At 39.8% G+C, this 21,082-nt stretch carries 22 protein-coding genes and 3 pseudogenes; 19 read left to right on the top strand and 6 right to left on the bottom strand.

Annotation, left to right across the window (positions count from 1 at the left end; all coding sequences use genetic code 11):
* Positions 1 to 208 precede the first annotated feature (208 nt).
* The 4 genes and pseudogenes from EEL30_19575 to EEL30_19560 all read left to right on the top strand — a co-directional run bounded on the left by EEL30_19575 (position 209) and on the right by EEL30_19560 (position 2,794).
* Positions 209 to 1,075: a D-alanyl-D-alanine carboxypeptidase family protein gene (locus tag EEL30_19575; GenBank protein ID QDX95829.1), complete on the top strand. Its 867-nt coding sequence runs from the start codon at positions 209 to 211 to the stop codon at positions 1,073 to 1,075.
* 99 nt (positions 1,076 to 1,174) lie between these two features.
* Positions 1,175 to 1,393: a hypothetical protein gene (locus EEL30_19570; protein QDX94285.1), complete on the top strand. Its 219-nt coding sequence runs from the start codon at positions 1,175 to 1,177 to the stop codon at positions 1,391 to 1,393.
* Between the two features lie 148 nt (positions 1,394 to 1,541).
* Positions 1,542 to 1,934 (top strand): annotated as a pseudogene (locus EEL30_19565) (amino acid permease).
* A gap of 17 nt (positions 1,935 to 1,951) precedes the next feature.
* On the top strand, positions 1,952 to 2,794 hold the full coding sequence (locus EEL30_19560; GenBank protein ID QDX94284.1) for a GNAT family N-acetyltransferase: 843 nt from the start codon (positions 1,952 to 1,954) through the stop codon (positions 2,792 to 2,794).
* A gap of 121 nt (positions 2,795 to 2,915) precedes the next feature.
* Here the strand turns inward: EEL30_19560 and EEL30_19555 are convergent, their stop codons facing one another.
* A complete protein-coding gene (locus EEL30_19555) occupies positions 2,916 to 3,797 on the bottom strand; it encodes a YitT family protein (protein QDX94283.1) in 882 nt (293 codons plus the stop codon).
* A gap of 288 nt (positions 3,798 to 4,085) precedes the next feature.
* Between EEL30_19555 and EEL30_19550 the strand changes: the two genes are divergently transcribed.
* The 8 genes from EEL30_19550 to EEL30_19515 all read left to right on the top strand — a co-directional run bounded on the left by EEL30_19550 (position 4,086) and on the right by EEL30_19515 (position 10,956).
* A complete protein-coding gene (locus tag EEL30_19550; protein QDX94282.1) occupies positions 4,086 to 4,511 on the top strand; it encodes a MerR family transcriptional regulator in 426 nt (141 codons plus the stop codon).
* Between the two features lie 59 nt (positions 4,512 to 4,570).
* Entirely contained in the window at positions 4,571 to 5,899 is a 1,329-nt protein-coding gene (locus tag EEL30_19545) for an HlyC/CorC family transporter (GenBank protein ID QDX94281.1), read from the top strand.
* A 392-nt stretch (positions 5,900 to 6,291) separates the two neighbouring features.
* Positions 6,292 to 7,674 carry a glycine--tRNA ligase gene (locus EEL30_19540; protein ID QDX94280.1) on the top strand — a complete coding sequence of 461 codons (1,383 nt, stop codon included), beginning with the start codon at positions 6,292 to 6,294 and terminating at the stop codon, positions 7,672 to 7,674.
* A 308-nt stretch (positions 7,675 to 7,982) separates the two neighbouring features.
* Positions 7,983 to 8,282 carry a hypothetical protein gene (locus tag EEL30_19535; GenBank protein QDX94279.1) on the top strand — a complete coding sequence of 100 codons (300 nt, stop codon included), beginning with the start codon at positions 7,983 to 7,985 and terminating at the stop codon, positions 8,280 to 8,282.
* Positions 8,283 to 8,361: 79 nt separating this feature from the next.
* A complete protein-coding gene (locus tag EEL30_19530; GenBank protein QDX94278.1) occupies positions 8,362 to 8,682 on the top strand; it encodes an ABC transporter ATP-binding protein in 321 nt (106 codons plus the stop codon).
* Between the two features lie 182 nt (positions 8,683 to 8,864).
* Positions 8,865 to 9,194 (top strand): antibiotic biosynthesis monooxygenase, encoded by a 330-nt coding sequence (locus EEL30_19525; GenBank protein QDX94277.1) that lies wholly within the window; start codon positions 8,865 to 8,867, stop codon positions 9,192 to 9,194.
* 236 nt (positions 9,195 to 9,430) lie between these two features.
* Positions 9,431 to 10,486, top strand: a complete 1,056-nt coding sequence (ytvI, locus tag EEL30_19520) for a sporulation integral membrane protein YtvI (protein QDX94276.1) — start codon at positions 9,431 to 9,433, stop codon at positions 10,484 to 10,486.
* 236 nt (positions 10,487 to 10,722) lie between these two features.
* Positions 10,723 to 10,956, top strand: coding sequence for a hypothetical protein (locus tag EEL30_19515; protein QDX94275.1), 234 nt, complete (start codon positions 10,723 to 10,725; stop codon positions 10,954 to 10,956).
* A gap of 178 nt (positions 10,957 to 11,134) precedes the next feature.
* On the opposite strand, the gene EEL30_19510 is transcribed toward EEL30_19515, so the two are convergent.
* Positions 11,135 to 11,764 (bottom strand): pyridoxamine 5'-phosphate oxidase family protein, encoded by a 630-nt coding sequence (locus EEL30_19510; protein ID QDX94274.1) that lies wholly within the window; start codon positions 11,762 to 11,764, stop codon positions 11,135 to 11,137.
* A 316-nt stretch (positions 11,765 to 12,080) separates the two neighbouring features.
* Here EEL30_19510 and EEL30_19505 point away from each other — a divergent pair.
* The 3 genes and pseudogenes from EEL30_19505 to EEL30_19495 all read left to right on the top strand — a co-directional run bounded on the left by EEL30_19505 (position 12,081) and on the right by EEL30_19495 (position 14,017).
* Positions 12,081 to 13,422 (top strand): annotated as a pseudogene (locus EEL30_19505) (methyl-accepting chemotaxis protein).
* A 50-nt stretch (positions 13,423 to 13,472) separates the two neighbouring features.
* Positions 13,473 to 13,661, top strand: a complete 189-nt coding sequence (locus tag EEL30_19500; GenBank protein ID QDX94273.1) for a hypothetical protein — start codon at positions 13,473 to 13,475, stop codon at positions 13,659 to 13,661.
* Entirely contained in the window at positions 13,601 to 14,017 is a 417-nt protein-coding gene (locus tag EEL30_19495) for a hypothetical protein (GenBank protein ID QDX94272.1), read from the top strand. Before EEL30_19500 ends, EEL30_19495 begins: the two co-directional genes overlap by 61 nt.
* A 78-nt stretch (positions 14,018 to 14,095) precedes the next feature.
* Here the strand turns inward: EEL30_19495 and EEL30_19490 are convergent, their stop codons facing one another.
* The 3 genes from EEL30_19490 to EEL30_19480 form a co-directional block, all read right to left on the bottom strand.
* A complete protein-coding gene (locus EEL30_19490) occupies positions 14,096 to 14,305 on the bottom strand; it encodes a DUF2905 domain-containing protein (protein QDX94271.1) in 210 nt (69 codons plus the stop codon).
* 40 nt (positions 14,306 to 14,345) lie between these two features.
* A complete protein-coding gene (def, locus tag EEL30_19485; protein QDX94270.1) occupies positions 14,346 to 14,867 on the bottom strand; it encodes a peptide deformylase in 522 nt (173 codons plus the stop codon).
* A gap of 166 nt (positions 14,868 to 15,033) precedes the next feature.
* The gene (locus EEL30_19480) at positions 15,034 to 15,438 is read right to left on the bottom strand and encodes a VOC family protein (GenBank protein QDX94269.1); all 405 of its coding nucleotides are present in this window, start codon (positions 15,436 to 15,438) and stop codon (positions 15,034 to 15,036) included.
* Between the two features lie 393 nt (positions 15,439 to 15,831).
* Between EEL30_19480 and EEL30_19475 the strand changes: the two are divergent.
* From EEL30_19475 to EEL30_19460, 4 genes and pseudogenes are all read left to right on the top strand, one after another.
* Positions 15,832 to 15,939: pseudogene (locus EEL30_19475) on the top strand (short-chain dehydrogenase).
* Between the two features lie 152 nt (positions 15,940 to 16,091).
* Complete coding sequence (locus tag EEL30_19470) at positions 16,092 to 16,865, top strand: ABC transporter substrate-binding protein (protein ID QDX95828.1); 774 nt, start codon at positions 16,092 to 16,094, stop codon at positions 16,863 to 16,865.
* 92 nt (positions 16,866 to 16,957) lie between these two features.
* Entirely contained in the window at positions 16,958 to 17,659 is a 702-nt protein-coding gene (locus EEL30_19465; GenBank protein ID QDX94268.1) for an amino acid ABC transporter permease, read from the top strand.
* A gap of 64 nt (positions 17,660 to 17,723) precedes the next feature.
* Positions 17,724 to 19,373, top strand: coding sequence for a M20/M25/M40 family metallo-hydrolase (locus tag EEL30_19460; protein QDX94267.1), 1,650 nt, complete (start codon positions 17,724 to 17,726; stop codon positions 19,371 to 19,373).
* A gap of 121 nt (positions 19,374 to 19,494) precedes the next feature.
* On the opposite strand, the gene EEL30_19455 is transcribed toward EEL30_19460, so the two are convergent.
* Positions 19,495 to 21,069 carry an FAD-dependent oxidoreductase gene (locus EEL30_19455; protein QDX94266.1) on the bottom strand — a complete coding sequence of 525 codons (1,575 nt, stop codon included), beginning with the start codon at positions 21,067 to 21,069 and terminating at the stop codon, positions 19,495 to 19,497.
* Between the last annotated feature and the right edge of the window lie 13 nt (positions 21,070 to 21,082).

Below are 21,082 nucleotides of genomic sequence, written 5' to 3'. Positions count from 1 at the left end.
CCACGTTCCTGTAGGTGCTTTTATTGTATGTTGATCAGGTTGGTCAGAGTGTTCAATTTACATCGCCTTTTTTATTTTTAGGGGGTTGTTTTTTAAAAATAAGGAAACCCTTTTCTTAATTAAATCGTCACTTACTTTGTACAACGATTTTCCACATGAAGCAGTTGAGCAGGCATTGTGTTTGGAAAGAGGAGGAAAAAAGGAAACTATGAAAAGCATACGCACCATATCAGCTACAGCCATACTCATAGCGTTATCTGCTTCACTGGTTGTTGGTTGTGAGGAAACATCGACTAAGACACCATCTAAGGGTACTGAGAGTGCGCAAACCACTGAAACCCAGGGAACAAAGCCTAGTCAGCAAACAGAGCAGTCGATAGACAGTAAGGGAAGTACCGAAAAAGAGAAAACGGGAGCTTCAGGAAATACAACAACACCGTCTACTTCTACTGAGGGTACAACAGACAAGGCGGGAAGTATATTACAAGTGACGACTCCAGATAGTGTCGAGGTGCTAGTTAACAAACAGTACAAGCTACCAGATAGCTACAAACCTCAAGATCTTGTTTATCCAGATGTTCCTTTTTTATTTAATGAAAAAATAGAGAAGCGTATGATGCGAAAAGAAGCCGCAGATGGTCTGCAACAATTATTTGCTGGAGCTAAGCAGGAAGGTATAATGCTGGCAGGGGTATCCGCTTATCGTTCGCATTCTACACAAACTACTCTATTTACTCGATATGTGAAAAAAGATGGAGAGGAAGCTGCCAAAAAATACAGCGCAGTACCAGGTCATAGCGAACATGAAACCGGGCTTGCTATTGATGTTTCTGGAAGCACAGGAAAATGTGCGGCGGAAGATTGTTTTGATGGCACTCCTGAAGCTGTCTGGTTAGCTGATCATGCTCACGAATACGGATTTATTATTCGCTATCCAAAAGGGAAAGAAGCCATTACGGGATATCAATATGAGCCGTGGCATCTTCGGTATGTTGGTAAGGAAGCCGCAGGCGAGATTCACGAAAAAGGCATAACACTTGAAGAGTATTCAAATGTTTCGACAGCCCTTAAGTGAATGATCTTTCTAATGGTTATTGGTAAAAATGTGACCCTTTTGGAGTTTAAAACGTCTTAATAGATAGGGGATTGATCCCTTACGTAAGGAGTGGGTTACATGAGTCTAAAATTACAATCGCTCACAGCTAGCTTTTTAACAGTGGGCATGTTGTCAATTAGCCCGGTTTGGGCAGAAGAGATGACTAGCAGTATGCAAACAAAAAGCAAAGAAGTTGTTACCATACAAGCACCTGAGAAAACACAAACAAAAATACAAAAGAAGACGAAACCCCGAAAGAATGCTGCAATGAAAAAATCTATTCATGGAGACATCTAATCTATGAAAAGATGATCGTAGCATAGGAACACCAAAAAGGCGTGTGTGCAAGATAAGGCACACGCCTTTTTGGTCTAGGGAGTAGGAACGTTGGTTCCTTGTTGTTTTGTTCGAAAGAATAGTAACAATTATAAATCGTTCTCCAGCAAATGCGGCAGGGAGGATCGCCTTTTCGCTAGCTAAAGCTAAAAGTGCTCCAGCATGGATGGCTAAATTACACCCACAAACACAGGCCCCTTTGGGAGGACTTCTGTTTCTTAGTGGTGGTTTTGTGCTAGCTTTACTGTTACTTGCAAGTGGTGCTATCTCACTAGAAAAGCTGATTCAAGTACCAAATGCTACTTTTATGGCTACATATTTAGGCGGGTGTCTTGCAGGGGTCAAGCTTCTGCGTGGAAACAAATGGGGGCATGTCTCTGCTTGGATATCACTTGTGGTTACGCTGTGCTTATATCCTTTTCTCGGTTGGGGTGGGTTGTATCCCCTTTGTATTTTCCTGCTAGTTCTTTTTTTTGAGAAAAAGAAACACATACATACGTAAGAATAGGGGTGTTGAAGTTGTTGCAGATAGCAAAGCATTTATACCATAAAGTATATCCCCTTTTGCAAACTAACAAAGGAAATTGTCCCTCCTTCGCTTATTCAGTGGTCGACAACTATATTGACGGCATGGTATTTGTCGATCAGGTAGAAGAACCCAAGACTCTTATGATTGGTACGGACTCAGGTATTTATTACATCATGGGGGATAAAAATAATCAGGAATTTCAAGACTTTTTCGAGAGTCATTATACAAAGATCAAAGAGGACAAGCATGCTACCTTCGTCATATTTTCTCCAACAGAAGAATGGGATACTGTCCTTGCTCACATGTTTGGAGACGACTGTAACCAGATGGGAAGGCTGTCCTATGCATTCCGTTCATTTAATTCCGAGGTGTACAATTCCACTGATCTTTATGCTGAACTACCGGAAGGCTATCAGGTTCAACGAATAAGCAAGGAAACTATTTCAAAAAGTCCCTTTTTTCATGCAAAGTATTATACTCGCTTTTGGGGATCGACAGAGCAATACTTGAAGTACGGCTTTGGGTATAGTGTATTTTTTGAAGGGCAGATCGTTTGTGAAGGAACATCTATTTTTAGTAGTAGGCATGTTGCTGAAATTGATATTGAAACACATGAAAATCATAGGGGACTAGGTTTAGCACAGCTTGTAGCCCATTTATTTATAAAACATTGCCTCTTACATCAACTGACCCCTTTCTGGGATTGTGACGCTGAAAATATAGGGAGCAAAAAATTGGCCAAAAAAACAGGTTTTGATGATCCGACACCATATTCAATTTTTGTAAAAAGGAAGGATAGTACGGTGGAAATGGGTTGCCAAAACGATTCATAATGAAATAGACAGGCAATGTTGGAACCTGAAAACAAAGGCTATAACAAAAAGACCCACGGATCTCACTGTTTCGTGGGTCTTGCTATAGTATGTAACTATAGATCGTATTCGAGAAAGGCGGTTACCAGGTCTCTTTAAAGTTACCTACGATACGTTTAATAGGTGCCACTGTAATAAAAGCTTCTGGATCAGTAGCAAGCACAATTTTCTTTGTTTCCGACCATTGGTGTTTTACAATAACGCACATTAGTACCTGTTTGTCTTGATGTGTATAGGCACCGCTTGCATTCCAAATGGTCACACCGCGTCGAACAACTGATTTTGTGATCGCTTCGGCTACATCTTCCCCTTTTTTGGAGATAATGGTTACAGTAATGCGATCGATATGATTCAAGACCAAATCAACCGTCCGTGCTCCAATGTACATAGAGATGATCGTATACATCCCTAGCTCTGGATTACCAAAATAGGATGAAGCTACCACGATCAAGGCATTTATACATAGTCCAAAAACGCCCATCGGAATTTGAAAATACTTTACAGCAATTCTGCCTAAAATGTCTGTTCCTCCGGTAGAGCCACCTACGCGTAGTACAAAACCTGTTCCCATACTAGCAATGAACCCACCAAAAACAGCACCGAGTAAGATGTTATGTGTCCATAATTGTTCTTGTGGAATTACATTTAGGAAGATAGAGATACAAACAACTGCGTAAATGGTATAGCAAATAAATTTCTTGCCGATTTGTAGATAACCAAGAATCAATAGAGGAATGTTTAGTACAAAATATAAGGTACCAACACTCACACCCGTGAGCCGATAAAGAAGGGTACAGATTCCGGTTAAACCACCGGGTAACAGCTGGTGTGCGGCAATCAAAGTATTAGCTCCGAAGGCAAACACTGCGCAACCAATTAGAATGCCTAGTAAATCTCGACAAACACAACAAACTGGATGGTAAAAAAAGCGTTTTGTTTTCTCAGGAATGTCAGCAGTACTCATGTCGTTTCGTCTCGTTCTCCATGTTTCTAGTATATTTTAATACTCGTATGATTTTACCCAAAGCCGTGCCAATATTCAATAACGTTTGAGAGTTTTAATAAGGCAATGATTTGAATTTTTCCAAGAAAGCTAGCGTGATAGAGAGTAACAAGGTCTGTCAGGTTGGTAAAGTTGGTAAATAGTCTAAAAATGCTCCTTTTTCTCCAAAATGAACAACCATCACGTTTGACTGTACGCTTTTGATGTGACATCATTATTTAGAAGAGAGGGGGGAAAAGTGATGGGGCAGTGTATCGTATAGGGGAATTGGCTGTTTTGGCAAACATTTCAAAGCGAACCGTGGATTATTACACCAATTTGGGGCTCTTGCAACCGAAGCGGTCTACTTCCAATTACCGTTATTATAACGAGTGTGATTTGGAAATCTTGCAGATGATTGAACAATGCAAGTTATTACATATGCCGCTCTGTGCGATTAAGGAATTGGTGGAAACTAAACGGGAAGCACCGAATGCAGATCAATTGTTGGTATTAACTAAAGATGTGAACCAGCGTATGCAACAGCTCGAACAAGAGATGAGTTTGCTGGCTAGCCAGATCAATTCTTTGTCGGAAGAGGATCAAAAGGAAATCCGGCAAAAACTGTCGGTACAAGGAACCACGCTTTTACACTCTTTATTACTTCTTTTGCCTTACATGCAAGAAAAAATTTAGAGAGAGAAAGACTCAATGGAGGTGAACACCTTAATTCAGTGATGGATTAAGGTAACTGGTTGGAGATATTTAATTTAGTCATGGTTTTCATTTTGATTGCCTTTACTGGTTTTTTCGTGGCGGCAGAATTTGCGATTGTCAAGATTCGTACTAGTCGCATTGATCAATTGGTCGCAGCAAAGAAGCCAGGTGCATTAGCAGCAAAAAAGGTAATTACCAACTTGGATGAATATTTGTCCGCGTGTCAGTTGGGGATAACGATTACAGCAATGGGTTTGGGATGGCTAGGTGAACCTACTGTGCATCATATGTTACAACCTCTTTTCGAAAGAATGAACATTTCGGTAGGAGTAGCCAACACCCTTTCTTTTATTATTGCTTTTGGAACCATGACATATTTGCATGTGGTTGTTGGAGAATTAGCTCCTAAAACCTTTGCTATTCAAAAGGCAGAGAGAGTTACTCTGTTGTTTTCAAAACCATTAATTTATTTTTATAAAGTAATGTACCCGTTCATCTGGGTCCTGAATGGTTCTGCTCGCTTACTTACCGGAGTGTTCGGTCTAAAACCTGCATCTGAGCATGAAGTGGCTCATACAGAAGAAGAGCTACGACTGATTTTATCGGAAAGTTACCATAGCGGTGAAATTAATCAAACCGAATTTAAATATGTGAATAACATCTTTGAATTTGATAACCGTCTCGCAAAGGAGATTATGGTACCGCGGACAGAAATGGTAGGTCTATATCTTGAAGACCCCATTAAAGAACATATTAAAACCTTAAAATCTGAACAATATACGCGCTACCCAGTTTTTGGCGAAGATAAGGATGATGTAGTCGGTATTGTCAACGTAAAAGACTTTTTCATTCATAGCTTGGGTGAGAGCGAGTTGCAGATTACCAGTTTGAAAGAGTTTACACGTCCTGTCTTAAAAGTGATAGAGACCATGGCAATCCACGACCTTTTGCTACAAATGCAAAAGAAACGTATTCAAATGGCTATCTTGTATGATGAATATGGTGGTACAGCTGGATTGGTCACCTTGGAAGACATTATTGAAGAAATAATCGGCGAAGTCCGTGATGAATATGACGAAGATGAACGCCCTCGCATTCAAGAGGTGGGCTGGAACCATAAAATTGTTGATGGCAAAGTGCTGATTAGCGAAGTAAACGAGATGTTTGATCTGTGTATGGATGATGAAGATGTAGATACCATTGCAGGCTGGATGCTAATGCAAAATCCAGATTTACGCAAAAATGTGCCAATCGTGTTTGAGGGTTATGAATTGCGCATTCTGGAAAAGGATGTTAATCACATTAAGCGCGTAGAGATTAAACCAGTCGTTCTGCCAGAAGCGGATGAATCAATGATTAAAGAGTAATCTACTTGTAATCGAAACGAATTGAATCATAAGAGACACAGGAAGGCATTTCTGGATAAGCGTATTCGGAAATGCCTTTCTAATCGTTACTCAAATCAAAACGTCGTAAAGATTATCGGGGATTCTGTTAACTGTCAATTGAATTTTGGGCGTAAACAATGTAACATGTAATACATGGTTTACAATACCTAAGAGAGTTTATGTAGGCTAAAATTACTGGTGTCTTGTCTCTTTGGGATAAGCGCAAAGCTAGGAAGTCATACATATGTACTGGTAAACGGCATGATTATTATGTTGTTGACTGTTAAGCGAAGCATAGGCTCTCATCCCGTATATTTTGGAAGGGACGAGAGCTTTTCAATACTTATTTGGATAAAAAGGAGTTTTAGAGAATGAGTGTAACCATGGACAAAATCGTCGCTCTTGCCAAACACAGAGGATTTGTATTCCCAGGATCCGAAATTTATGGGGGTCTTGCTAATACGTGGGATTACGGTCCGCTTGGTATTGAGCTAAAGAACAACATTAAAAAGGCTTGGTGGAAAAAATTCATTCAAGAGTCCCCGTACAATGTTGGTATTGACGCGGCGATCTTGATGAATCCAAAAACATGGGTTGCATCTGGTCATGTTGGTAACTTTAACGACCCTATGATCGATTGTAAAAAATGTAAGGCACGTCATCGCGCTGACAAACTGATTGAAGATAAACTTGCAGAAAACAACATTGAGTTAGTTGTAGATGGCCTACCCTTTGAAAAAATGCAGGAACTTATTTCGGAACATAGCATTGTTTGCCCAGATTGTGGTAGTCAAGATTTTACGGACATTCGTCAGTTCAACTTGATGTTTAAAACGTTCCAAGGTGTAACAGAATCTAGTACGAATGAAATCTTCCTGCGTCCAGAAACGGCACAGGGTATCTTTGTAAACTTTAAAAATGTACAACGCACTATGCGTAAGAAAATGCCATTTGGTATCGGACAGATCGGTAAAAGCTTCCGTAATGAAATCACACCAGGTAACTTTACGTTCCGTACACGTGAATTTGAACAAATGGAGCTTGAATTCTTCTGCCAACCAGGCGAGGACATGAAATGGTTTGAGTTCTGGCGTAACTATTGTTTCCAATGGTTGTTGACGTTGGGAGTAAAAGAACAGAATGTTCGTCTTCGTGATCATAACGACGATGAATTGTCCCATTATAGCAAAGGCACTAGCGATATTGAATACAAATTCCCGTTTGGTTGGGGCGAGCTATGGGGAATTGCAAACCGTACGGACTTCGATCTCAAGCAACATATGGAGCATTCTGGAGAGGACTTCTCTTACCTTGACCCTGAAACAAACGAACGCTATGTACCTTATTGCATCGAGCCATCTCTTGGTGCAGACCGTGTAACGTTGTCATTCCTAATTGATGCGTATGAGGAGCAAGAACTGGAAGGTGGAGACAGTCGTACCGTTCTACGTTTCCATCCAGCATTAGCACCTTACAAGGCTGCCATTTTCCCTTTGTCCAAAAAATTGTCTGAACCTGCTATGAAAGTTTTTGCTGACTTATCCAAGCATTTTGTAGTAGATTATGATGAATCTGGTTCCATTGGTAAACGTTATCGCCGTCATGATGAGATTGGTACACCGCTTTGCATTACGTATGACTTTGAGTCCGAGCAAGATGGTATGGTAACTGTACGTGACCGTGATACGATGGAACAAACACGCGTAGCAATTGCAGATTTGAAAGCCTTTGTTGAAAATAAGATTTCTTTTTAATTGAGTACCATATGCTACAAACAAAGTAAGATAAACTGCCTCAATGGTTTGATTCTGTTATATAGTAAAACGGAACCGTCCTCTTTCCAGCTAGCTTGGAGAGGACGGTTTTTTTGTTGTAAGGAACGTTCCTGAAAACATTCAGTCGAATAGGATCAAACAAAAAGACACCATTCTTAATTTTTTAAATTAAGAAAGTTTCGGACAACTAACAGAAGGACGAAATCTTCGTTTGTTACAGGCTTCTGTCGGATGGCTAATGAAGCTGGTATGGCAGAGAATTATAATGACAAAACAGGAGTAGGTTTGTGCGATCAAGGATAAAGCATCAAGAGTACCTGTCTAAAGTGAGTCAGCTAGAAACCGCTCTCCAAAAGAGATCACAAATAGCGAATAACCTTCGAAAAGCACCGTCTAAACGGATGAGTACCTCAGAAACAAGAAACTGGAAAATGCACAAAGCAAGTCAACAAAAATCGATCCATCGCACAATGAAGTCGGTGCAAACGCGAATGAAGAAGCTAGAAAAAGTAGAGAAGCCCACAGAGATGGCAACAGTAAAATGGATCAGGCAAGAGTACTTTATTAAAAAAGATAGTCGGACGTGACTCAGATATTCAACTTACTGGTGGTTCTAGAATAGGCTATTTAGCCAAAATTTAGACGTCCTTTACTCTAGACAAAACAATTCTAGAAAATGTGAAGGAAACTTCTAGACAAACGGAGCAAACAGTACGAGATGTGCTGGCTCGGCTACTTTTCAAACAAGATGCCATTTACAAGACGGTACGAGTGTTAAGCGGTGGGGAAAAGGTAAAGGTAGCTTTAGCAAAAATCATGGTAAGCGACATTGATATGATGATTTTAGATGAACCAACAACCTATCTAGATACCCCCACCATTCAAGCACTCGAAGTTCTTCTCACTTCTTATATTCAGGAACAGGAGCGTCACTATCAAGCTTTACTAGAGCAACGGACTAGGCTAAAAAAATTGATAGGCAAATGATAGCTTACTTTACGTGTAGCATATATGGTTCGGTTGATTTTCGACCATATATGCTTGTTTTACAATTTACATGATTCAATAATTGACTATGATAATCTTTATCAACTAAAATAAAGAAAGAATGATGATCTATAGGAATTTATGGATGTTACTAACGATACATATAAAGGGAGTGTAATCTTATGTTTATCGAAACAAAAACGATTGTTGTAAAAGAAGGTACTTCAGACATAGTCGTAAAGCATTTTACTGGCGAAGGCGATATTGAAAAAATTGAGGGTTTTATCGATTTGAGCGTTTTAGTGAAAAGAACACGAAAAGGTCATGATGAAGAAGTCATTGTGTTAATTCGCTGGGAATCAGAAGAAGCCTGGAAGAGATGGGAAACAAGTGAAGCACATTTGGAGGGTCACCGTCAAAGCCGTGGCAAGCCAAAACCAGACCACATCGTTAGTTCAACTCATGGCGTTTATGATGTGAAATCTAGTAAATCAGCTTTTATACAGTCATAACAGAGGCAATGTTATAAAAAATGGCGCTAGTTTAGCGTCTTTTTTTATGTTATTTTTTTTTCAAAACAGAGCATGAAGATCATATTTAAGGAAGATTTAAGCATAGATTAAGTATGTCTTTAGCTACAAAACTATTATCTAGTAGGTAAGTATGCTACTATACAAATAGATAAAAGGATGTAAAGCCTACTGTTTAGATAGGGGATAGAGATAAGAGAGGAGCCTTCGATACTCCGATGAACTTCAAAAATAAAAAGAAAATGATTAAATGGGTGACCATCTTACTTATTGTTCTCTTACTTATTGTCATTATTCCGGTGTCCATTCCATTGCTACTTGCTTTACTGACGGCAATCATGTTGGATCCTCTGGTGCGTATTCTGAAAGAGCGCTTTAAGATGAGTCGTAATTTTTCAGTGTTGATTGTATTTTTTATTTTTGTTCTAGTTATGGCTGTAAGTGGATATTTTATTGTAACAAAAGCGACCACACAACTACTTTATGTAATAGAACATATTCCGTATTATGTAAGTGTATTTTCTAGACTATGGCAAGAGATGTTGGACAAAATCTACGCTTTTTCAGTTGATTTACCCAATGAGTTAGTTGAAGAGGGCACCAAGCAGATTAGTGCGTTGCTAGAAACATTTAAAACAGGACTGTTAACCTATTTAAATATAGATACGATTAAGCAAGTGTTTACAAAAATACCTGCGTTCCTAGTTAATTTCCTTGTTTACTTGATTGCTTTATTCTTCATCATGGCTGATTTAGAAAGGCTTAAAGCTGCGTTTTATGCAAAATTAACTGAACAAACCGAGCAAAAGGTCAAATTTATTTTCAACAAAATAGCCTCTTTTTTTACAGGGTTTTTTAAAGCGCAAATTTTGGTCAGCTTAGTTATTTTTGCTGTTACATTAATTGGCTTGTTACTTATTAACCCAAAAATTGCGCTGGTTATGTCTTTAATCATTTGGATTATTGACCTAATACCGATTATAGGTTCCATTGTCATTATGGCGCCATGGTCGATTTTCTATTATGTTTCAGGAGATCCCGTCATGGGAACCAAGCTGTTACTTTTAGGGGTAGTTCTCCTAATTATCCGACGAACAGTCGAGCCTAAGGTTATGGGGAAACATATGGGCTTGTCTCCTGTAGCTACCTTAGCCTCGCTATTTATCGGTATTCAGATATTTGGTGGAGTGGGTTTACTTTTAGGTCCTTTACTAGTGATCATTTATAAGGCAATGAGAGAGTCTGGCATGATTAAACTGGATGTTAAGCTTTAATTTAGGTCATAAGACGACAAAAAGGGCAGAATTACCTGAGTTATCTGCTCTTTTTTCGGGTAAGGAAGAATAAGCTTTTTAATAGGTAAAAGGCACAGAACCTTCTAGGCTATAGCAGAATATGATGTCATTGTGATGATTTTTCTATTAGTTTTCCATATTATTTCTTTATTTTTCTAGTAAAATAAGAAACAGCGAGGTAGAGATCACAAAACCAAGGAAGGAGAGAAAAGAACATGTCTTATGAAATATCATATTTTACTGGACCTGTTTTATTATCGATGGCGATGATCGGCTTCTGGTTCTCTACGGTTTTGGTACGGAAAGATCTTCGCACACAAACCGTTGAAGCAGGTATCCAGGATGTAACTGAGCATCATAAATTGCTAAAAAAGATGGATGATGCCACTTATGAAGATGTTACGCAAAAAATGCAAATGAAATCTAAGAAAAAACAGAAGAAACAATAGAGGTAACTTGTGAAGGAACATGGAAGAATAGAGTAAGTGCTTGTGAATTGGACAATGTAACATAGATAAGTGAAGAATTGGGTCTCCTGTAGGGCTGTCGGATGCAAATCCGGCAGCCTTATTAATGTTTTGGAGGAGTTCATAAATGGACAGGTGTGTTTCTTACCAGATCATAATCTTAATACATCCGTTTGGTGTAGCTGTCATGTAATAAGTCTGCGACATCTTCTGCGGACACATTGGGTAACTTGGCGTGCTCGGCTAACATTACCGCTGGCTTAGGAAGGCTATCCTTTGGCAACCAAGTAGTTGGTTCCCAGAGGCCGGAACGTTTAAACGATTTAGCGCAATGAATAAAGCATTCTTCCACTTCTACTGCAATTCCAAGTTGAGGGATTCGCCCTTGTACTTGCATTGGTTCGAGAAGTTCTTGATCTTGAATAACCCATGCTTTTCCGTTGATACGTAATGTTTCTTCAAGACCTGGAATCATGAAGAGCAAGCCTACATAAGGATTGGCAATAATATTTCGTAGAGAGTCTACTCGACGATTACCTGGACGTTCTGGTATGAGAAGATGGTGCTCATCCAATACATGAACGAATCCAGGATGATCTCCACGCGGAGAAGCATCGCAGAGCCCTTTGTTGCTGCTTGTAGATAGGAGTAAAAAAGGAGATTTTGCTAAAAAGGAACGACAATGAATATCTAGGAAGGGGATGACCTTGTTACTAGCTAATGGGCCTGGTGTACCAGTAAGGTTACGCAGTTCTTCCTCTGTTAGGATCGCTTTTCGGAATGGCTTCATTTGGATTCAGACACCTTTCATGGGATAATATGATATATAATTGAAATGTCCCGCGTATAGAGGTCTCTATAATCTTATCATATTTTGAATATTTCGTTCATGGTTACCTAACATGATGCTTCTATAGGAAACTATAGGAGTTTTTTCATTTGGAAAACAACCGAAATTTTCTTTCAAAATAATTCACAAGCTTTTAACGAATAGTATCCGTACAATGATTTACAATGCTATATAAGGCTTGTTATAATTGTTAATGTCTGTGATTATACGACTGATTTATCTGAAAATACAAAACTAACAAAGGTGATAACAGCATATGGGGAAAAGCTTTTTATTTACGAATTGGTTCAGCACAAAGGCAGAAGAATCTACGCAAACAAAAATCTTTAAAGAACAGATGGTAACTAGCCAAGTCACCATGAATATAAAGCATGCAGATATTGTAACCCAGATGAACATGATTCGATTAAGTCCAGAGGATTTTAAAAATCGCGAAAGCATTACAGCCGATCATTGCGACTCATATTCATGATATTGCCAAGACTTTTTACAAAACAATTCTCAGTGTCCCTCATCTAAAACAAATTTTGACAAAGCATAGCACTGTGGAGCGACTTGCGAAAAGTCTAGAGATACATTTGCTGGATATGTTTGATGGGCATATTAACGATGAGTTTTTGCACAAACGTTTTAAAGTAGCCGAAGTGCATGTGCGCATTGGATTAGAACCAAAATGGTACATCGCTGCGTTTCAAAATGTTCAGGAGCATGTATTGCAAATTATCTTTGATCAATTGACAGATACGAAGCTATTATTACAAGCAAGCATTGTTGTTTCTAAGATGTTTAACTTCGAACAACAGGTCGTGCTTGAATCATATGAGAAAGAAAACATGCGGCGAGAGCAAGAATACCGAGGTCGTGAACAAATTCAAACGAAAATGGCGGATATCAGCCTTATGCTGGCATCTCTAAGCCAACAAACCACTTCATCCGTAAAACAGTTAATATCCAGTGGTCAAGACATGAATATTGCTGTTCAGCATAGCGCAGACAAATCTAGAGAGACCCTCCAATTAGCGAGTGAAGGACAGCAGCGGATGAAAGAACTTGAGTCGCGTATTCGAGATATCAACGGTGGAATGAATGACATGGAAGAGCTGATTGAAAAGCTGAATCACTCTTCAAATGAGATTCAAAAAATTGTAAATCTTGTGCAACAAATCGCAGAACAGACCAATTTACTTGCTTTGAATTCCGCCATTGAAGCGGCTAGAGCAGGAGAGCATGGACGGGGATTTTCCGTCGTTTCTCAAGAAGTACGTATGCTTTCCGAACAAACTAGACAATCCGTTCAAGATGTTTCTTCGCTTATTGCCCAATCTAGTCAATTTATGCAAGACGTAGTCTCCTCCATCCGTCATATCCAGCTTCTAGTGAATAAGGGACAAAAAGAATCTGATCAAACAGAAGTAGCACTTAACCAAATTGTAATTTCCATGCAAACAAGCATAAGCGAAATTGACATTGCCACTATCAAAATGGCTCAATTTATTGAAGATGTCGAAATGATTGGGAATTCTACTCATAAGGTTTCTGAATCTGCTCAGTCATTAAATCAATTGCAGGAAGAATTAGAACAACAAGGTAACAGGTAAATGCACCAAGAGTCGATTAATCAGAAACGCTAATAAGAAGGGGAATACATATGGAGAGTATTTTTCCTGATAAATTACAAATGGGGGATATGATTCGGGTCATATCTCCTTCTCGTAGTTTAGGGATTATTGCGAAGGAGTTACGTGAACAGGCGCTACACGTGTTAAGTAAGCAGGGATTACGTGTTACGTTTTCAAGACATGCAGAAGAGATGCAGGGGGAAATTTATGTACGTTGAATTTATTGCAGGGAACCCCATATATGCCAGATTTAAACGATGCCATTCTGTTTATAGAGGATGACTATCTTAGTTTTGCAGAAGAATTTGATCGTAATTTACAATCGTTGTTACACAGCGTTCATTACCAAGGGCAAGTCAAAGGAATCTGCTTCGGACGTTTTCAAAAGCAATCAAACATTCTGCCCGATGTGCTAAAAGAGATTATTCTGACGAAACGCGAACTACAAAATCTTCCTGTGATTGCCGGTTTGGACTTCGGGCATACCACACCTTGTTTTCCTTTTCCAATAGGGGGGATGGCGGAGTTTGTAGCAAACGATCAAGGAACCAAGCTTCGCATTCTGAGACATTAAGTATTTTTTGAAGAAACGAAAATGGCAAGTTACACGATCGGGAAATTCAACGGTAACTTGCCTGAGCTTTCCTATTATTTATTTGAAGAAACGTATAACATACATGATTAGAGATAGCACCACGCTAATAATAATACAGGTAACCACCGGAAAATAAAAACGAAAGTTTTCCTTTTCCACTACAATGTCACCTGGTAAACGCCCAAAATGAAAGAAACGACCACCTACTTGCCAGAGTAAACCTACTACAATCAAGATGACGCCTATAATGACTAAGGTTTTTCCCATATGTACTCCTCTACTGACAATCTATCGACCATTGACCGCTTTACAAAGCATTTTGTTTTGAGAGTTGAATGATTTGATACACATCTAATGGCTTTTTCGTTGGTTCTTGAAAAAGATGCCCATTTTTCACATGATCAATGTACAATATTCCATCCAAGTGATCCATTTCATGCTGAATACAGCGTGCTTTATGCCCGGAAGCTTCAATATGTACTTCTTCCCCTTGACGATTTAATGTCTTTATCACGATGGACTCAGCTCGTTTCACAGCTCCGTACATACCTGGTAAGGAGAGACAAGCCTCATACTCAAGAGTTTCCCCTGATTGAGAGATAATCTCTGGATTGATTAATTCTACTAATCCATCACCACAATCAAGAACGGCCATCCGTTTTAAAAAGCCTACCTGTGGCGCTGCCAAACCTGCTCGACCAGCATCGGCATATAGAGTGTCAGTCAAATTTTGTAACAATTTTTGTTCGCGATCTGTGATTTGGGTAATAGGTTTGCATACTTTGCGTAGCACAGGATCACCAAGTTGTCGAATCATCAATTCAGCCATGTTGAAGTCAATCCTTTCTTTCTATTCCTATATTTTTTCATTCAGTGTTGTACAGTACTTGTTGAGATAGGGGCTCGGTTTGTTAGATTATGTATCTGTTTTATTATTTCACCTGTCTACTTAAAGGGGAGCATATCAATCATAAGACAGCCTCTTGTTTATTTTCTTAGACGCCTCGATTATCTCTAAGTTCGATAACAGTTCCTTCAGGAGCTAGCAATTTTAGCAACCGCCCATTTTCGACTGTATAGATTTCTTTTCCATCCTTCATTTTAAAGCGATAACCTAATTTCTTCACTCTTTGAAATTCTTCATCCAAGTTTTCCACCCATAAACAGAAATGAACAAGTCCTAGGGTATTTTGACTAGAAGCATCAAGTATTTCTCCTGCTTTCCCTGTTTGGAGTTCGATATAAAAAGAATTCAGCTTTAACCAGGTATTAAAATCGCGTTGATGAAAATTAGGTGTTTCTTGGACTAGTTCAAACCCTAGAGCTTCTTGATAAAACTGTAACGACTCCTTATACGTATTCGTTTGTATACAAATATGATGAACATACCTTTGAGTCATATAATCACTTCCTAAACAAGTTACTTTCTACATGATAATAAATTGGGAGATACATATAGAGTCAATATGTGTTTTTACTACCATTGTCTCCCTCCATACATGCGTTTTTATCCGAGATTGACCAGTTAACTAGTCTGGTGATGATAACTGGGCATCTATACGTTGATATGTATTAAGATTGATTATACTTGATTTTATGCTAGTGAAAAAGAGTTCAAATCTTTGAACGGGTGATTGATCCTGTCTATCCTGTGAGTGAAGCGGCGATCTGCTTGAGAAGAGTTACTTTTAACGAGGCAAAGATTTTTTCAAAGATGGAGTTCTGTTTTTTAATGTAATTTACTAAGTTGGAATGAGACTTACTTATAGGAAGAGGGTAGATCGACTAGGTCCGATACAGATATGCCGTTACTACGTGAAGAGGCACGTCACCTGAATGAAGAGGAGGGAGCATTTTTGGTCTCGTCTGCGTGTGGTCGACCATTAGAGCGATTAGGCACATATTGATGAAGCAAGCTTTGATGATCTAGATCAATGGGCGATCAGTTGGAGAGCTTATTTGAAGAAAACGGTACAAAACGAAAAAGGGGGAGGTTTCTGTGTCTAAGAAGCAGTTCTCTTCTGTGGTTTTTACGCTTGTCGCCTGTTTATTTATGGTAGGTGGGTGCGGACAATCGGATCAATCTTCTAACAAAGAAAGCTCACAACCAACCGAATCCTCAACGAAAGCTACCCTAAAGCTTACAAAAGAGGGAGCATTTACTTTTGCGATGAGTGGCTTATTCAAGCCGCTCAATTATAAAGACAAGGGAGAACTGACCGGCTTTGATGTGGAGATCGGCAAAGAGATTGCCAGCAGAATAGGGCTACAACCAAATCCAGTGAGCAATCCGTGGGAGACTATTATACAAGGAATGAAAGGCAAAAAGTATGATGCCATTATCGGCAGTATGACAGCTACCGAAGAACGTAGTAAGCAGGTGGATTTTACTGAGCCCTACTATTTATCGGGAGCCCAGATTTTCGTAGCAGAGACTAATGAATCTATAAAATCCGCAGCTGATTTGAAAGATAAAGTCATTGGAGTGGTTCAAGCCAGTACGTACAAGACAGTTGCGGAAGTCTACACAGATAAAGTAAGGGGCTATCCGAGTGATGTTTACGCTTTGCAGGATGTAACCTCTGGTCGAGTGGATGCTGTTATTACCGATAAGATTGTCGGTGTATCAGCAATCCAAGTGGAAGGTCTGAAGCTAAAGCTGATCGACGAGATTTTGCTAAAGGAGAAAATTGCAATTGCAGTAAATAAGGATAATTCCGAGTTAACCAAGCAAATCAATGAAGCTCTAGCTGCGATGGTGAAAGATGGAACATACGCCACGATCAGTAAGAAGTGGTTTGGTGTTGATCTAATGGAGAAAAAGTAAGGGAAACAAAGGATTGTGGAAAAATGACAACGAATAACAAATCTCTTTCACTCGCTTAGCGATTTGCCACTTTTCTGGGGAGGTGTCAGTATATGAGCTTCTTTTTTAATATCCTATCCATTTTTGAAACACACGGAATAGCCTTTCTTAAAGCAACATGGACAACGATCAGTCTTACCCTGGTTTCACTCATAATTGCGTCCCTGATTGGTCTGGTGTTTGCTTTCTTCAGGGTTTCACATAACCGATTTTTACGAAAAATAGCTGATATCTATATCTTTTTAGTACGGGGCATGCCACTAATTGTTCAAATCATGTTCTTGTATTATGGAATTTCTAGTATCTTTGTGTTAAGTGATTTTGCCGCTGGTTCTATAGCTTTGGCTATCCATACAGGAGCGTATATTGCCGAAATTTTTCGGGGAGCGATTCAGTCCATCGACCGTGGACAAACAGAAGCTGCTCGTTCTCTTGGCATGACCTATAAAAAATCTATGTGGCATATTATTTTGCCTCAAGCATTTCGACGTGCGATCCCTCCCCTTGGGAATCAATGTATTATTACATTAAAGGATTCTTCATTGGTTGCTTATATTGCTGTTTCCGAGTTATTTAACAATGCGCTGTCCGCGCAGGCTGAAAATTATTTACCATTTGAAACCTATTTTGTAGTTGGCATGTACTATCTTGTGCTTGTATTGTTGGTTACGCTTTTTTTACATTACGTAGAAAAGCGAATGGATACAGGACGTACAGCCAAAACATCGGGATCGGGGCATACAATAGCCTCTTAATCAGTGTAAATAATAAAAAAGGTTATGAAATAACAGGAAATTCAGTGATATAAAGGGTGATGAAATGTTAAATAGTCGACAGAAAGTGTTGCAAGTAACAGATGAATTGGTCAGGGTGGCAAGTGTCGTAAATACCTCCGGAGAAATCAATGTTGCCCGCTATATTTATCAGCTATTACAAAAATGGACGTATTTTCAAAAGCATCCTGAAGATGTCATCCTGTCACAAACAGAGCGAGATGAGATAGAGCGCTATAATGTGCTGGCATGTGTAAGGGGAACGAAGGAACCTAGTAATCGTACAGTCATCCTAATGGGACATATTGATACGGTGGGGGTGGAAGACTTTGCTCATTTAAAGGAGATGGCTTGCGATCCCGAAGCGCTTATGAATGCTTTACAGCAGGAGCAGTTACCTGAATTGGTAAAAGAGCACTTGGATTCACGTGAATGGCATTTTGGACGTGGTGTGCTAGATATGAAAAGTGGAGTTGCTAGTCATCTGTTCTTACTGGAGCATTACGCCAACCATCCAGAAGAATTGGCCGGAAATCTGGTACTATTGGCAGAATGCGATGAGGAGGATAGCTCCCATGGGGTTCTGTCCGCTCTGCAGGATTTAAAAAAATGGAGAGAGATCCATGGATTTGAATATGTAGCACTTATTAATTCAGATTTCGTAGCCCCTAGATATGCGGGTGACCCTAATCGATACATTTACAAAGGAACAATTGGAAAGCTGTTACCCTCGTTCTTCATCACGGGAGCAGAAACACATGTAGGCTCTGCTTTTGAAGGACTTGACCCCAATTATTTGGCTGCTGAATTAACCAAGCAGATTAGTTATAATCCTGTTTTGTGTGATGAGGCATTAGGGGAATTGCCTGCGCCTCCAGTCTCATTAAAGCAAATGGATTTAAAGTCTTCGTACACTGTGCAAACAGCATTAGCTGCCTATGTTTACTTTAATTTTTTTATCCAATCTTGGTCTCCTAAGCAAGTATTAGACAAATTAAGTGAGCAGGCAGAAATGGCTTTTCAACAAGCGTTAGATATGTTACAAAACCGATATAATACGTATCGTGAACGCTTGGGAGAAGAGGCTCAAGCATTGCCGTGGAAAACACGTGTGATGACCTATGAGCAAATGAAACAGCAATTAGATCGGGAGTACGGTGAAATACTAGAAGCCCATATGATTTTGTTTAAACAACAGCTTTTACAAGATAAGAGCCTTGATACCAGAATGTTTGCCTGTCGAGTTGTGGAAGAAGAGTGGAGGTGGATGAGTGATAAAAGTCCAGCCATTATTCTATTCTACTCCTCGCTATACTCTCCACGTGTTGAAGTTACTGGAAAGACATGGGATGAAATCCGTTTGTTACAAGCGTTGGACGAGGCGATCCAAAGTACTCAGCCCGAATATGACTATCCGATTGTAACCCGTAATTTTTTCCCATACATCTGCGACATGAGCTGTGTGGCCATGAGTGATGATGAGAGTGGAATACAAGCTGTACGTGAGAATAATCCGAGTTGGGGCAGTAAGCATGTTGTCTGTTATCAGGATATACGCGACCTAAATGTTCCAGCTATAAATATAGGGCCGTATGGGTATGATGCCCATAACAAATATGAACGAATGGAAGTGACATATTCCACTGAGGTGGTGCCCACGATTACAAATGAAGTGATTAAGCGGTTATTAAGCTAGATTAGAAACTCGGCTACTACAGTAACAAACCCCTAGTTTATGAGAAGGGGCTTGTTACTGTAGTAGCCGAGTATTTTTTTGAAGAATTGATGCAAAGGTAAATTGATATGGGTAATAGATATTATACGGATGTCAGTTTAGGCCAGAACAATTCTACACCTTGCTGGGTTAATAATTGTTGATAATCTTTAAGCTTAGCTGTATTTTCCCACACTTCTCTAGGGTGATATCCTTTTTCGACGCAAAAAGCAGCTAACATCCCTGCTGATTCACCAATATTCCATTCTACGGGATGTAACCGATAACAACCGTTTGTTATGTGGGTCGTTCCAATATTTTTACAAGCAGGCAAAAGATTTTGGACACGTATTGGAATGAGGGCGCCTAATGGAATTTGGAATGGCAAGGATGCTACATCAACGTACGTAGTACCTTCCGTGGTTGGATGTAGATCAATGCGATAACTTCCAATACCAATCGTATCAAGGAAAGGTTCGGCACCCTCATCACCTCTCCATTCCGCGCTCACATGCTGTTCTAGAACAGTGAATGCTGCTTTAATACGGCGAGATTCTCGAATGTATGGATATTTAGCTAATCCGTCTATGGTTCCCATCACATCTGGTCGTAATCGTAACCCTGGATACCCCTCCTTACCATCTGGTCGAGGTGCCTCTGTCTGCATCCAGTACAATAGCGACAAGCTTAATTGTTTCGCCTGATACAAATGCTTTGTGACCTCTTCAGGTGGAAGATCATAAATGGGAGCAAGCCAATAATCGTTTTGTGGCCAGTTTACCAAGGTAATATCTGTCGAAAAGGTTCCAGGAACAAAATGTAATTGATCAATAACTCGTCGATACGTATATAAGGAAAATTTATCAGTACCAGGAAAGAGGGCATATTCTATCGGCTGTAATGTTCTAGGGTCTGCTGCTGTAAAACTTAGCTGGCAAGCTGGCCAAAAATCAGGTTTGTAATTTCGCCAAAAATCGTAGTCTGCTGGTTTATCAATGATGTGGTTTTCCCCTTCCACATAGTCCATAGCAAATACATAGGTTGCGGCTTGAATGTCAAAAGGTTTTGCATCCCCGTCTATCGCATGAGGCTCACCTGTATCGGATTGCGATTCCGCACCAGTGACATACTCGACATTAGCCATTGGCAATAGATCTCCACATTCTGTAGCATCTAGGAAATAGGGGGCCCGCACTGTAAAATAGATACCGTTGTCGAGCTGAGAAAGCGTGACGGAGCAGATGGTATCTCCGTTTGTTTCAACAGAAATCGCTTTTAAACGGGTTAAAACCGTGACGAGTCCGCTATGTACGTAGGGTGCCAACATTTCTTCCATGACGGATAAATAGACACGTGGATCAGCACATAGCCTACTAACACTGCCGTTACCAGGATCTAGATTGTATGTTAATCGTGCTTCTGTCGTTAGTGGGAAATGTTGACGGTAGTATTCACGTACTTGATTACGAAATTGGCGATATGTCTGAGTACAACCGAACTGTTCAATCCAACGATGTTCATCGGGTGGAACAGCTTGACTGGTAAATTGACCTCCAATCCAGTCTGTTTCTTCTGTAAGTACGACTTTCTTTCCAAGCCGTGCTGCGCCTAATGCTGCTGCAACTCCACCCACACCGCCACCGATGATGGCAACCTCTGTTTCTAACTCCTTATGCATCTAAACAACCTCC

The organism is Brevibacillus laterosporus (assembly GCA_007833815.1).
Lineage (GTDB): Bacteria > Bacillota > Bacilli > Brevibacillales > Brevibacillaceae > Brevibacillus_B > Brevibacillus_B laterosporus_D.
This window is presented reverse-complemented; position numbering and strand designations above follow the sequence as displayed.